At 60.0% G+C, this 13194-nt stretch carries 11 protein-coding genes; 9 read left to right on the top strand and 2 right to left on the bottom strand.

All coding sequences use genetic code 11. The features are described 5' to 3' along the window. The first annotated feature begins 70 nt into the window (after positions 1 to 70). Both P3S72_RS14900 and P3S72_RS14895 read left to right on the top strand, forming a co-directional pair. Positions 71 to 3661: a membrane-targeted effector domain-containing toxin gene (locus tag P3S72_RS14900; protein ID WP_276192839.1), complete on the top strand. Its 3591-nt coding sequence runs from the start codon at positions 71 to 73 to the stop codon at positions 3659 to 3661. Positions 3662 to 3885: 224 nt separating this feature from the next. After that, positions 3886 to 4266, top strand: a complete 381-nt coding sequence (locus P3S72_RS14895; RefSeq protein WP_276192838.1) for a fe2+ zn2+ uptake regulation protein — start codon at positions 3886 to 3888, stop codon at positions 4264 to 4266. Between the two features lie 14 nt (positions 4267 to 4280). Here the strand turns inward: P3S72_RS14895 and P3S72_RS14890 are convergent, their stop codons facing one another. After that, the gene (locus P3S72_RS14890) at positions 4281 to 4475 is read right to left on the bottom strand and encodes a hypothetical protein (protein WP_017846379.1); all 195 of its coding nucleotides are present in this window, start codon (positions 4473 to 4475) and stop codon (positions 4281 to 4283) included. Between the two features lie 172 nt (positions 4476 to 4647). Here P3S72_RS14890 and P3S72_RS14885 point away from each other — a divergent pair, with 172 nt between their 5' ends. Beyond that, entirely contained in the window at positions 4648 to 4785 is a 138-nt protein-coding gene (locus tag P3S72_RS14885; protein ID WP_247399408.1) for a hypothetical protein, read from the top strand. Between the two features lie 70 nt (positions 4786 to 4855). Here P3S72_RS14885 and P3S72_RS14880 read toward each other — a convergent pair whose 3' ends face one another. Beyond that, the gene (locus tag P3S72_RS14880; RefSeq protein ID WP_276192837.1) at positions 4856 to 5773 is read right to left on the bottom strand and encodes a LysR family transcriptional regulator; all 918 of its coding nucleotides are present in this window, start codon (positions 5771 to 5773) and stop codon (positions 4856 to 4858) included. Between the two features lie 120 nt (positions 5774 to 5893). Between P3S72_RS14880 and P3S72_RS14875 the strand changes: the two genes are divergently transcribed. The 6 genes from P3S72_RS14875 to P3S72_RS14850 all read left to right on the top strand — a co-directional run bounded on the left by P3S72_RS14875 (position 5894) and on the right by P3S72_RS14850 (position 13169). Then, a complete protein-coding gene (locus P3S72_RS14875) occupies positions 5894 to 6889 on the top strand; it encodes an aldo/keto reductase (protein WP_276192836.1) in 996 nt (331 codons plus the stop codon). Positions 6890 to 7033: 144 nt separating this feature from the next. Continuing rightward, positions 7034 to 9028 (top strand): methyl-accepting chemotaxis protein, encoded by a 1995-nt coding sequence (locus P3S72_RS14870; protein WP_276192835.1) that lies wholly within the window; start codon positions 7034 to 7036, stop codon positions 9026 to 9028. A 90-nt stretch (positions 9029 to 9118) separates the two neighbouring features. Then, on the top strand, positions 9119 to 9580 hold the full coding sequence (locus P3S72_RS14865; RefSeq protein WP_276192834.1) for an SRPBCC family protein: 462 nt from the start codon (positions 9119 to 9121) through the stop codon (positions 9578 to 9580). Between the two features lie 164 nt (positions 9581 to 9744). Further along, positions 9745 to 10455, top strand: coding sequence for a FadR/GntR family transcriptional regulator (locus tag P3S72_RS14860; RefSeq protein ID WP_276192833.1), 711 nt, complete (start codon positions 9745 to 9747; stop codon positions 10453 to 10455). A gap of 112 nt (positions 10456 to 10567) precedes the next feature. After that, positions 10568 to 11761: an L-2-hydroxyglutarate oxidase gene (lhgO, locus tag P3S72_RS14855; RefSeq protein WP_276192832.1), complete on the top strand. Its 1194-nt coding sequence runs from the start codon at positions 10568 to 10570 to the stop codon at positions 11759 to 11761. An 82-nt stretch (positions 11762 to 11843) separates the two neighbouring features. Next, positions 11844 to 13169 (top strand): MFS transporter, encoded by a 1326-nt coding sequence (locus P3S72_RS14850; protein WP_276192831.1) that lies wholly within the window; start codon positions 11844 to 11846, stop codon positions 13167 to 13169. Positions 13170 to 13194 lie beyond the last annotated feature (25 nt).

Genomic DNA, 13194 nt, shown 5'->3' with positions numbered 1-13194 from the left:
AAACGAGCGCCTTCAGACAAAGGCGTTCGTCGGCAAGGACTGCCTCACCGTGTGAAAGAAGGTGCTCATCATGACGTCCGTTACCCTATCTTCCGGCTTACCCATTCAGCCGGTTTACCCCCTGCTGCCCGCGGCTTTACCTACCGACAGCATTGCCCTGGTCGAAGACCCGCCCGCGCAGCACGAAGCCGACAGCAATGACAACCGCCAGGCGCTCAAAACCGCACTGGCACATCGGCGCAACCTGCAAACGCTTGCCCGACAACTCAACCAGGCAGCCCGCTCACTGGCACCGGATGCCACGGGCGAGGCGGTGCTGCGCGCACTGCAAGAAACCCTGATGGACGTTGATCCCGACTCGGCGCTTCATCGTCAAACCCCGCTGGCGCACGAGCAAACAATCAGCCTTGAGACCTTCATCACCCGCCACGGCACGTATATGCCGGCCACGCGTGAAGACCTTTTCGACATGGCCGACGCGCTGATCAATCATTCGTTGTCACACCCTTTGGGCAACTTGGGCGGAGGCCTCAGTTGGGCATTGCCGCTCAGTGAGGAACACCAGCGCGTGGTGCACGATGTGGTGGCCAACAACACTGAGAAACTGCCGGGCCTGCCACTTTTCGATAGCCGGCGTGGCGCATTGGGGTATCTGCTGGAAGGCAACCCGCTATCCAGCGCCGAGTTACAGGACCCTGCCAAAGCGCTGGAAAAACTCCTCGATTCCCCCAAGGCACAGGCGCTGGGCCTGGCGATACAAGCCAAAGTAGACGGCATAGCGACCGACACCAGCGCAAACGACTATGTGCTGACAGCCATCCACTTGGGGCTGGACCCCGAGTCCATCGAACAGCCTCGCAGAAATACCGTAGCGCGCTTCAACCTCGCGGCCGATAGCCACTGGGGTATGTCGCCGGCAAGTGTGATTAGCGCGCTGGCCAAACACCTGAGCGACAGCGGCAAAACCTCTGCCGCTACCGCTGATCTCGGGGCAAGGTTGCTGTTAGCCCGGGTGGCGCCGCAATACTTGGTCAAGGACATCCCCGCCACGGTGGTGTACGGCAGCCAAGCGTGGGCCAACTTGTGCATCGCGGTGGCCGCGATTGAAGACCAGGCACCCGGCAAGACCCTGCACATGGATTTTACCGAGGTCATGCGCAACGCCGACTCAATCGCACCCGCAGGTGAATCGGCGCAGAAGGCCGCCTTGATCGACTGGGGTCTGGTGAACGGTTTTCTCGAAACCAAAGACGATTCGGCCTACGACGACGCCGAAATCGAGTACACCCGCGAAGCCTTCAATACCCAACAAAGCGCATTGAGCGCCGCTTCCGAAGGGGTGGGTTCGACACTGCCACGCCGTAAACAGATGGCTCTGGATCTGCTCAAAGCAACATTCGGTGATCGCGATGACTTTGAGGACCGGGTGTTGCGCATCGACTATAAATCCCACGACCCCAAAGCCCCCCGCTTCAGCCAAGCCTATTCGATGCTGGACATCACCCAACAAGGGCTGCAAATCGATGCGCAAGATTGGCAAGTCACAGGCGCGCGCGCGAACATCAATCTTGACGCTTTTGCGCAGTTCACCAATAGCCCGCAGTTCAATATTCCACAGGCTTTCGACACGGCATTCGCCAGCACACTGGACACTATCAAGCAGGTCAAAAAATACTCAATCATCAGTGCCCTTGACCGCTTGCCGCTGGCAGACCGAAGACGCTTCAATTATGGAAAAATCACGCTTTTCAAGGAAAACGACTACCGAACCAGTTTGATTCCTTTTGTCCAAGACAAGCTCTTTCACACCAGCCCAAAGATCCTCGTACACACCGAATATCAAAGCAGCCATCAGACATACGAGTTCGATAGCACGACCGGCATCATTTCCACGGTTGACCAGAGCAGGACCCGCCGGCCACACCAATATGTGTCGGATGAAGTCAACAAAATTGAAGCGTTCTCCCCCCATGGGTCAGCCTACAACTCCGACGGAGACGAAAAGACTCCGCGATACCCCACATTCAACACCTTTCGCAGCCAGCGAACCCACTATATCGCCGACGCTGTCATCAAGGCGCTAGGGTTTGATGACCCCGCAGTAAAGCAACACGCGGCAGGCAACACGCCGTCCGAGGCGAGACGCGCATGGGTGAGTTCAGCGACAGACGCACTGTTGAACTTGATCCCTTTCAGATCGGCCATCACAAACTTGCGCAACGGGAACTATAAGGACGGCGCCATTGACCTGGCGATTGATGTATTTGGCTTTGTCACGGCCGGGCTGGGCAATGCCGCAAGACTCGGCAAGGCAGTAGCGGGCGCGGGTTCAACCCTGGGCAAATTGGCGCAGAGCGGGAAAATCCTCGGTGTTACCGCACTCAATGCCTTCAACCCTTTGAGCGGCACCGGTGACTTGGCGGTGGGTGCCGGCAGACTCGTCACGAGTGGCGTCAGCGCCGGCGCGCAAGGCCTGCGCAAACTGCGTGGCGCGGCAAACAGCCAGGCCCTGCTCATCGCCAGCCAACGGTACGAGGCGGCTGCAACAGGTCTCTTCAAGGTCGGCACACATTCGGTGGAAGGCACTGCCGTGCGCCAACGTGGCAAATGGCATGCCTTCGATTCCGATACGATGCTGCCTTATGGCCCCACGCTCGACTCGTTTACCCCTACCCACACGCTGATGCCGCCATCGCCCAACCCCCAACAACCGGGGCGATCTGCGCGTGATCATCGCTTCAACCCGCTGAGCAGGCCGTCACGCCCGCCACTCAGTCGACCGCCGGCTGGGCAACCAGTCGAGCACGTGCGCAAAACAGACCATTTGCCCGACTCCGAGTACGTGAGCAGTCTCCGCGGCCGACCCAGCGAGGGTCACTTCACCCCCAGCCGAAAGCAGGCAACCCGTGACAAATTCACCCAGGAAATGCGCGATTTCTATACGCGCATGGCCGCCGACGGGCAGCCACCCCGCCCCGTTGTCCCGAATATCAGCGCCCCAAAAAGAACCCCCGACGTCATTGCGGATGCGTTTAGCACCGCGCCGGGCCTGGTATTTGGAGAATCCCACAACAACCTGGCCTCTTTCCGAACCTTGTATGACAACGTCGATTTGTTTGTTCAAAACAAGGTGAAAAAGCTATTCGTCGAAGGCCTCGTGTACGACAAAATAATGCGCTGGAAAGATGATGGCATGGGCAGGATCGGGCTCGCACACCGCCCCCCCAACCAACGCCCGACCCTGGGTGAACTGTTGAAAAAATTCGAAGATAACCAGATCGAAATCGTGCCGCTCGATCATTTTTACCTGACCCGGCACAACGACGAACGCCACCTGTTTGGCGCCATCAAGACACCTGAACAAGCCACACAACGACTCGAAGAGTTCAACTACTACGCCACCCGCACCATTGAGCAACACGCAGGCGGCGACAAGTGGATTGCCCTGGTGGGACGCCACCATGTCAATACCACCCAGAATGTTCCGGGGCTTTCCGAATTGACCGGCGGCACCGGTATTGCCGTGTATGAAAGAGCGGGACGGGGCACCTATGGCGTTCGGTCGGCAGACCCACGACCCGGCCCCTCAGGCACCCTCACTGCCTCGGATGAGTTGACCGGCGACCTACAGATTTTTGCAGGAGAACTTTGGCCCGCGTGACGGAAACAGAAACCATAAGGCCCGGCATAACCACTTCGGCAGAGGCGTTGCTGGCATAGCGCGGTTTCGCGAAAAGGCGGTTATCTATGGCGACGGCGATGTGACAAGGCGAATACCGACAAAATTTCTACATCCGGCACTTCATTATTTGCATCGCTCGTTCGTCTTATTTAGGTAAGAGCGCCCTCATTTTCCTGATCAGGCTCTGATAAGGAGTTTTTTGCATGTACAACTCGCAACTGCCCAAGGACGGACATTCACCGACCGCCGATGCCACTTATGGCAGTGGCGCTCAAGCGTTCGGTAACGCCCCCGAACAGCATGGCAATCAGCGCATTCGCCATTTGCTCAAGTGTTTTGGTTTGCGTACCAGCCTGATCCGGTTGAAGGTCATCGACGCCCTCCTCACCGCCGCCGGCAACCAGCGCACCCTCGGGGTACGCGGTGTACACAGCCATTTGCTGGAGCTGGGCATCCCGCTGTCGTTTCTCAGCGTGCGCGAGGTGCTCAAGCGCTTGTGCAGCGAAGGCGTGATCACCCTCAATGCCGATAAAAGCTACAGCCTCCATGAAGAGGCTGCCAAAGTACTCGAAGGCCGCGCCTGACCCACGCACGTGAATCAGAAGTTAGGCTTGACCTTGCGACGCATCACTCCATTGATCACTACCACAGTTACCGCCACCGCAATGGCGATGTACTGAAACGTTTTTTCGCTGATAACCCCGGTGTTCTGCAGGTAGGACAGGCCAAACATCGTACCCAGTACGACCAGGGAAATCAGAATCGAGTATTTCAAACGTTGCTTTTGGGTCATGACGGGTTCCTGAACCTTGAGAATGTATCCACTTTGTATCGCCGAACATGCCAAGCACATACCCGTTTGCGGGGATGGAATCGGGTCGGCAGAGTCTCATGTTACAGGCGATGAAAAACTTTGGCTTGTCCGTCGCCTGATTGAACCTGTGAGCACCCAAGAGGATTTTGAAATGTTCCGTCGAATCACACTGTTGATTCCCTTGTTGATCATCCTGAGCATGAGCGGCTGCATCATTTTCCCACACGGTGGCGGCGGCTGGCATGACCATCGTTACTATGGTGGCGGGCCCGGTTACTATCACCGCTAATCCCCTCTGGGCCTCGCTTTCCTGTCGGAAAGCGAGACCGCTTCCCTGAGCAACGATGTACCCATCGACCTCAAGGCCTGCGTTGCAACCCAGTGTCAGAGCCGGCACACAACGCCACCAGCCAATCGACAAACACCCGTACTCGCTGGGACAACTGGCGGTGTGGCGGGTACAACGCCGTCAGCGGCAATTGCGGTGGCTGGATCTCCCTCAACACTTCCACCAACCTGCCCGCTTGCAGTTGCTGCCTGGCGTGGTAGTACGGCGTCTGCACCAGCCCATAGCCCGCTTCGCAGGCAGCGAGGTAACCGTCGGCGCTGTTGACGGCCACCTGCTTGGGCAAGTCGACCCGACGAATCTCCTCACCCACCTGGAACTCCAAGCCGTAGCGCTTGCCACTGACGCTGGAAAAGTACTCGACCACTTGGTGGCCGGCCAGCGCGTCGAGATCGCCGGGCACGCCGAATCGTTGCAGATACCCAGGGCTGGCGCAGGTGACCTGATCCATCATCGCCAGGGGCCGTGCCACCAGTGACTCATCCAGGGCCAGCCCACCGCGCAGCACGCAATCCACGCCCTCGCGGATCAGGTCCACCGGGCGGTCGTTAAGGCCGATTTCCAGGTTGATCTGCGGGTAGCGTGCGGTAAATTCCGGCAGTGCCGGAATCACCAGAAAGCGCCCGATCCCCGCAGGCATATCAATGCGCAAGGTGCCGCGAGGGCTACGCCGCGTGTTGGAGAACACCGCTTCAGTCTCTTCAAGGTCCGCCAGCAGGCTGACGCAACGCTGGTAGTACGCGGCGCCATCCAGCGTTGGGCTGACTTGGCGCGTGGTGCGCTGCAACAACTGCACGCCAAGGTGCGCTTCCAGTTGCTTGATCAAGATGGTCACCGAGGCGCGCGGCAGTTGCAGGCTGTCGGCGGCCTTGGCGAACCCGCCCAACTCGACAATTCGTGTGAACACGCGCATGGCGTCAAATCGGTCCAAAGCCGGACGTCCTCGTGGATTATTTAGATTTTCTTAATAGTGATAGCGGTTTTAGCCGGTTTATCCCAGCGTTGTCGAGGACAACAATGCAGGCCTTTCCCCTCCAAGGAGCTGCACCCGATGTACACTCGACAACTCGGTAAAAACGGCCCTCACGTTTCCGCCATCGGCCTCGGCTGCATGGGCATGACGGACTTTTACACCACCGGCACCGACACCCAGGAAGCCATCAAGACCCTGCACCGCGCCTTAGAGCTCGGCGTCACCCTGCTCGACACCGCCGACATGTATGGCCCTCACACCAATGAGGCACTGATCGGCAAAGCCATCGCCGGCAAGCGCGAGCAGGTGTTCCTGGCCAGCAAATTCGGCTTCGTGCGCGACCCGGCTAACCCGGCGACGCGCGGGGTGAACGGTCGCCCTGAATACATCCGCGAAGCCATTGACGGCACCTTGAAACGCCTGGGCGTGGACACCCTCGACCTCTATTACCAGCACCGCATCGACCCCCAGGTCGCCATCGAAGAAAGCGTCGGCGCCATGGCCGAACTGGTCAAGCAAGGCAAGGTACGTTACCTGGGCCTGAGCGAAGTGTCCGTCGCCAGCCTGGAACGGGCCCAAAAGGTTCACCCGATCAGCGCCTTGCAAAGCGAATACTCGCTGTGGAGCCGCGACCAGGAAGACAACGGCTGCCTGGCAGCCTGTCAGCGCCTGGGCATCGCCTTCGTGCCGTACAGCCCACTAGGTCGCGGCTTTCTCACCGGCGCCTTGAAAAGCCCAGAGGATTTCGCCGCTGACGACTACCGTCGCTCCAGCCCACGATTCCAGGGCGAGAACTTCGCGAAGAACCTGCTGTTGGTGGACCAGGTGCAAGCCCTGGCCCAGGAAAAAGGCGTAACGGCCGGGCAATTGGCGTTGGCCTGGGTACTCGCGCAAGGTGATTACCTGATTCCTATCCCCGGCACCAAGCAACGCAAATACTTGGAAGAGAATGTGGCGGCACTGGACATCACCCTGACTGCTGCCGAATTGGCGGCGCTGACGTCGATCTTCCCGGTGGGCGCAACTGCCGGCCTGCGTTACACCGAAGCCGCAATGGACCTGCTGAACACGTAAGTGATTCGGGTCGAGCGCGCCGGTTCAGGGGCGCGCGGCAATTCTTGCACGACGGTGCCTAAAGCTCCCCACCGCCAGGCCGATACCCCTACGAAGCTCTAAAAAAGCCGCGTCGACAATAAACGCTTCGTAAGGACGACCCCCATGCCCTCATTGCGCTCCATTCAAGCCCGCTACACCCTGTTTCTGGTGCTGTTCGTCCTGGTGCTATTTGTGTTGACAGTGGTGGGCATCGGCCAGTTGGTCGCGCCCACGTTGCGCCATACCGAAGAACAAGTGGTGCTCAACCGCATCGCCGAAGTGGCCGAACAGATCCAGGGCGAGCTGAATAAGGTTCAGGCCCAGCAACGCAGCATCACCCAGACCATCCCCCTGCTCGACAGCGATGCGATCGACAAGGTGCTGCCTGGCCTGGTGGATCAATACGGCGAGCTGAAAGTATTCGGCGGCGGGATCTGGCCGCTGCCTAACCAACGCACCCCCGGACGCAACAAGCACAGCACGTTCTGGCACCGCGATGCGTCGGGCAAGCTGGCAGTGAACACCTTCTGGAACAGTGACCCCGCCCCCAACTACTACGACCAGAGCTGGTACAAAGGCGGCCTTGCCGCACCGCGCGGTCAATGTGCCTGGGCCGCAGCCTACAAGGACGACGCCAGCCAGGAGCCGCGCACCAACTGCGCCATGGCGATCCAGCGAGACGGCGCGGCGTATGGCGTGGCCACCATCGACGTGACCCTGGGCTTTTTCAATGACTTGGTGGCGAGCAAGGAAAAAGACATCGGCGGGCAAATGCTGATCGTCGAAGGCGACGGCAAGATCATCAGCAACAGCACGCGCATCAGCGGCCCGGTGGTATTGAAAAACATCAGCGAACTGAGCGGCGCCTCGGCGTTCGCCGCCCAGGTCAGCGCTGCCCTCGCCCACCGTGAGCAGAAACTACAACGCAGCGAGTTCGACAACCAGGGCGTCGCGAGCACCTTCTATATGCGCCCCATCGAAGGCACGCCGTGGTTCCTCGCCACCGCCCTGCCCACCTCGCTGATCACCGCCCAGCGCGACGATGTGCTCGGCTCCCTGGCCCTGCTGCAAATTCCCATGGTGTTGCTGCTGGTGCTGCTGGCGGCCTATGCGATCCACCAACTGGTGCAGCGCATGAAAACACTGAAAACCAATATCGACGCGCTCTCCAACGGCGATGCCGACCTGACGCGACGCATCACCATCCGCGCCGAAGATGAACTGGGCGCCATCGGCCACTCGGTGAACCGATTTATCGTTTACCTGCAAAACATGATCGGTGAAGTGACCCAAGCCACCGGCGCCATGTCGACGAGCCTGGAGCAATTGCAGCAGACCTCGGCACAAGCCAACAAGATCCTGGTGCGGCATGCCTCGGAGACCGATCAGACCGTCACCGCCATCACCGAAATGAGCTCCACCGCCGACACCGTCGCGCAAAATGCCGCGCAAACCGCCGCCTTCACCCAGCGCGCCAATGAGCATGCCGACCGTTCCCGCGTGGTGGTGGGCGAAGCCTCAAGCAGCGTCGGCGCCTTGATCGGCGAAGTCGCCAGCGCCACCCACACCGTGGAAAACATGCGCCAGGACGCCGCACGCATCACCGAAACCCTCGGCGTGATCGGCGCGATCGCCGGCCAGACCAACCTGCTGGCCCTCAACGCAGCGATTGAGGCGGCGCGGGCCGGCGAGCAAGGCCGTGGTTTCGCGGTGGTGGCGGACGAAGTGCGCGCACTGGCCGCGCGCACCCAGGCCAGCACCTCGCAGATCAACGAAATGCTCGCACGGCTGACCATCGGCGTGAGTTCGTCGGTGGCGGCCATGGAAAACACCCAGGCCAGTTGCCAGTCGGCAGCGGATGCCACGGCGCGGGTGAACATCGGCCTGGACGAAATGGCCGGTTCGGTCAGCCATATCAACAACCTCAGCACCCAGATTGCGACAGCCGCCGAGCAGCAAAGCGCCGTGACCGAGGAAATCAACCGCAGCATGGTTCATATCCGACATATGGTCGAGGAACTGGTGCAAAGCGGCCATGCCACTGAAACCAATACCCAAAGCCTGCTCAACGCCAATGGCCGGGTGATCGCGTTGATGAGTCGCTTCAAGGTGCGGTGATAAATTAATGAGACACTCCCGTGCAATGCATGGGAGTAGGTCTATTCTGACAGCTCCCGGCGCGTAGTTTCGCCACACAGGAGGTGTGCCATGCGCGCTGTCGAGCAGTCGGTCCGCTTGGCACGGATCAGTCAGGAACGCTTTATCCAAGCCCCAATCGATGCGGTCTACCGCTATGTGACCCAGCCGGATCGCTGGCACGAATGGCACCCCACCTCCCTCAGCGCCGACACCGGCACCACCGGTTCACTCCCCGCCGGCACGCGCTTTACCGAGGTGATCGACCTGCTGGGCGTGCGGGTTCCCATGAGCTACCGCGTACAGATCGCCCGTCCCCCGGAAGAATTCAAGGCGGTGTTCACCTCCCTGGCCGTCGACGGCTCGATTCATTACAGCCTGCAGGCCTTTCGTGACGGCACGCTGTTCAAGCGCGTGTTGACCTATGAAACCGAATTGCAACTCACCGGCTTGCACGAACGCATGGTTGAACTGTCCACAATCGCGCTGGACCAGCTCAAGCAGCGCTTGGAAAACCCCGCCTTCATCGAATGAATCAGCATCGCCAGGGGGGTTGCGTCGAGCTTCAGCGCGGCCGTAATGCGCCGAAGTATTGACTGCAAGCCTACCGGCTCAACGAGCAGACAGATCCGACACCCTCTTGACAAGGCAAAACCGCAACCTCTATTGTCTGACAACCTGACTACTAAGGTTTTCCCATGCTTGAGCTCCAGCGCCCTGACTCGCTCGTTGTACGGGTTGTCAGCGCCATCCGCGCCGAAATCGATTCTGGCCAATTGGCGCCCGAGTCGCGTTTGCCCACTGAACAGCAACTGGCTGAACAACTGAACGTCAGCCGTTCGGTGGTGCGCGAAGCCATTGCCCAGCTCAAGGCCGACGGCGTGCTGACGGCCAAGCGCGGCCTGGGCTCATTTATCTCGCAAAACCCTACGGGCACAGTGTTTCGCTTCCCGGAAAAAAACGGTCGCCGTCCGGACCTCGCGCAAATGTTCGAAGTGCGCCTGTGGATCGAAACCCAGGCCGCCTCGATCGCCGCCCAACGCCGTGACGCCGGCGACCTGCAACGCATGAAGAACGCCCTGCAGGAAATGCACGACAAGCGCGCCGACTTCGAGGCCGCCGCCCTCGCCGATGTCGAGTTTCACCGCGCCATCGCCGAAGCCAGCAAGAATGACTACTTTGTCGCCTTCCATGACTTTCTGCGCAGCCAGTTGGCCAGTGCGCGCAAAACCGCCTGGGAAAACTCGGCGTCGCGTTTTGCCAGTGGCTCGGCCGACGCCACCCAGGAACACCAGGCGCTTTACCAGGCCATCGCCGATGGTGATGCTCAAGCGGCCGCAGCCAATGCCGAAGCGCACCTGCGCGCAGCGGCCAAACGCCTGCAACTTGAGCTGCCTGCCACGAACTGAATGATCCAAGCTTTCTGCAGCGTGCCTCGGGCACGCCATTTTTTTAACAAAAACATTAGTCTGACAACCTGATAAGCAGACCGAAATGTGCAGCCCCTAGGTACTCCAAACCATGATTTATGACTTCTGCATCATCGGCGGTGGCATCGTCGGCCTGGCCACTGCGATGGAGCTGCTCAAACGCCAGCCCAACGCTTCACTGGTGATCCTGGAAAAAGAAGCCACGCTGGCCAAGCACCAGACCGGGCATAACAGCGGGGTGATTCACGCCGGCATCTACTACGCACCCGGTAGCCTCAAGGCCGATTTGTGTAAACGCGGCGCCGAGGCCACCAAACAGTTTTGCCGCGAGCACGGGATCAAATTCGAGGTATGCGGCAAGTTGCTGGTGGCCTCCACGCCTCTGGAAATGCAGCGGATGGAGGCACTCTATGCGCGCTCGCAGTTGAATCACCTGAAGGTCGAACGCCTGGACGCCGACCAACTGCGCCAGCGCGAGCCCAACATCATCGGTCTCGGCGGCTTGTTTCTCGACGCTACCGGCATTGTCGATTACCGCCAAGTCTGCGAAACCATGGCCCAGGTGATTCGCCGACAAGGCGGTGAAATCTGCCTGGAGCGCACCGTCACCGCGATTTCGGAAGACACCGACAAGGTCACCGTCAACACCCGTGGCGAAGCCTGGCAAGCCAGGCACCTGGTGGTCTGTGGCGGCTTGCAGTCGGATCGGCTGGCGACAATGGCCGGGGTCAAGATCGACCACCAGATCATTCCCTTTCGCGGCGAGTACTTCCGCCTACCGGCGTCGAAGAACAACCTCGTCAACCACCTGATCTACCCGATCCCGGACCCGGAACTGCCGTTCCTCGGCGTTCACCTGACGCGGATGATCGATGGCAGCGTCACGGTCGGTCCCAACGCAGTACTGGGCCTGGGCCGGGAGAACTACCGCAAGTTCTCGATCAACTGGCGCGACGTGGCGCAGTACGCCAGCTTCCCCGGTTTCTGGAAAACCCTCTGGCAGAACCTGGGTTCGGGCAGCGTCGAGATGAAGAACTCACTGTTCAAATCCGGCTACCTGGCGCAATGCCGCAAGTACTGCCCGTCGTTGAACCTCGAAGATTTACTGCCCTTTGAAGCAGGCATCCGCGCCCAGGCCGTGATGCGCGACGGCAGCCTGGTCCACGACTTTCTGTTCGCCCAGACGCCCCGCATGCTCCACGTCTGCAACGCGCCCTCGCCCGCGGCGACCTCGGCGATTCCCATCGGCGAAATGATCGCCGACCGCATGTTCACACCAAGCTGATACCGCTTCCCCGGCCTCACCCGGACCAACGCAACAAGCGTCACTTTGACAATAAATATAATGACTCAGAAGGAAGTACAGAATGACGGCGACACCCCATACCGCTGCCCCGGAAACGCCTGCACACAGCAAAAAACGCCTGCGCAAAGTCGCCGCCGCCACGATCTTCGGGTCGATGCTGGAGTGGTACGACTTTTACCTGTACGCCACCATGGCGGCCATCGTATTCTCGAAGATTTTCTTTGATAACAGCGACCCGAAAACCGCCTCGCTCATGGCCTTTTCCACCTTTGCCATCGGCTTTATCGCCCGGCCGTTCGGCGGCATTCTGTTCGGCTACCTGGGGGACAAATTCGGCCGCAAACAAGTGCTGGTATTGACCTTCTGCATGATGGGCGTGTGTACCACGCTGATCGGCCTGATCCCCAGCTATGCCTCCATCGGCATCTGGGCGCCGATCATCCTGGTGTTTATCCGGATCATCCAGGGGCTGGGCGCCGGGGCCGAGTTGTCCGGCGCGGCGGTCACCTCCTACGAGCACGCGTCGGAAGGCAAGCGCGGCAGCCAGGGCGCCTGGCCGGCACTGGGCCTGAACCTGGGCTTGCTGCTGTCTTCATTGACCGTGTACCTGCTGACCATCAACGGCAACGACTTCATGCTGGCAGGCGGCTGGCGCATCCCGTTCATCTGCAGCATCGCGTTGGTCGGCGTCGGCCTATGGGTGCGCAACAGCATTCCGGAAACCCCGGAGTTCAAGGAGTTGAGCCAGGCAGCTGCGGCCGCCAAGCCTTCGCCGCTCAAAGCGCTGTTCAAGAATGACCTCAAGGGGTTGGCCGTGGTGTTCTTCGTAGCCATTGGCTACAACGCCTTAAGCTATATCTTCAAGACGTTTTCCCTGGCCTACCTGACTCAGTTCAAAGGCGTCGATGTGCATGTCACGTCGCTGTCGGTGACCATTGCCAGCCTGATCGCCATCGTCGCGGTGCCGTGCTTCGGCTGGCTGTGCGACAAATGGAGCAGCAAAAAAGTACTGGTACTCGGCGGCGTCTGCTCGCTGTTGTTTGCCTACCCGTTCCTGGCCCTGCTCGATACCGGCGAAAGCTTGATGATCTACATTGCTATCGGCGTCGGTACCGGCCTGCTCGCCCCCATGATGTTCGCACCCCAGGGCTCGTTCTTAAGCCGTCAATTTCCCACCCAGACGCGCTCCTCGGGCTTCGGCACCGGCCGCGAAATCGGCACCGCTATCGCCGGCGGCCTGGCGCCGCTGGGCGCCTTGTCCCTAGTCGCCGCATCACCGACCCACGCTACGGGTGGCGTGGTGATTATCCTCGCGATCGCGGCACTGCTGGTGGTGGTGTTCGCCCTGTGCGACCAGGGCCGTAAACACTCGACCTTCAAGAACTGACCGAGAAACGTCGGCCAGACGTCGG

The organism is Pseudomonas sp. D3 (genome assembly GCF_029320995.1).
GTDB lineage: Bacteria > Pseudomonadota > Gammaproteobacteria > Pseudomonadales > Pseudomonadaceae > Aquipseudomonas > Aquipseudomonas paraveronii.
The sequence above is the reverse complement of the archived record's forward strand: the minus strand, read 5'-3'. Positions and strand labels throughout refer to the sequence as shown.

Bases quoted from the DNA above. Each gene is read 5' to 3' on its own strand.
- P3S72_RS14875 (WP_276192836.1), top strand. From the start codon at position 5,894: ATGTACACTCGACAACTCGGTAAAAACGGCCCTCACGTTTCCGCCATC.
- P3S72_RS14865 (WP_276192834.1), top strand. From the start codon at position 9,119: ATGCGCGCTGTCGAGCAGTCGGTCCGCTTGGCACGGATCAGTCAGGAA.
- lhgO (WP_276192832.1), top strand. From the start codon at position 10,568: ATGATTTATGACTTCTGCATCATCGGCGGTGGCATCGTCGGCCTGGCC.
- P3S72_RS14890 (WP_017846379.1), bottom strand. From the start codon at position 4,475: ATGACCCAAAAGCAACGTTTGAAATACTCGATTCTGATTTCCCTGGTC.
- P3S72_RS14870 (WP_276192835.1), top strand. From the start codon at position 7,034: ATGCCCTCATTGCGCTCCATTCAAGCCCGCTACACCCTGTTTCTGGTG.
- P3S72_RS14850 (WP_276192831.1), top strand. From the start codon at position 11,844: ATGACGGCGACACCCCATACCGCTGCCCCGGAAACGCCTGCACACAGC.
- P3S72_RS14860 (WP_276192833.1), top strand. From the start codon at position 9,745: ATGCTTGAGCTCCAGCGCCCTGACTCGCTCGTTGTACGGGTTGTCAGC.
- P3S72_RS14900 (WP_276192839.1), top strand. From the start codon at position 71: ATGACGTCCGTTACCCTATCTTCCGGCTTACCCATTCAGCCGGTTTAC.
- P3S72_RS14895 (WP_276192838.1), top strand. From the start codon at position 3,886: ATGTACAACTCGCAACTGCCCAAGGACGGACATTCACCGACCGCCGAT.
- P3S72_RS14885 (WP_247399408.1), top strand. From the start codon at position 4,648: ATGTTCCGTCGAATCACACTGTTGATTCCCTTGTTGATCATCCTGAGC.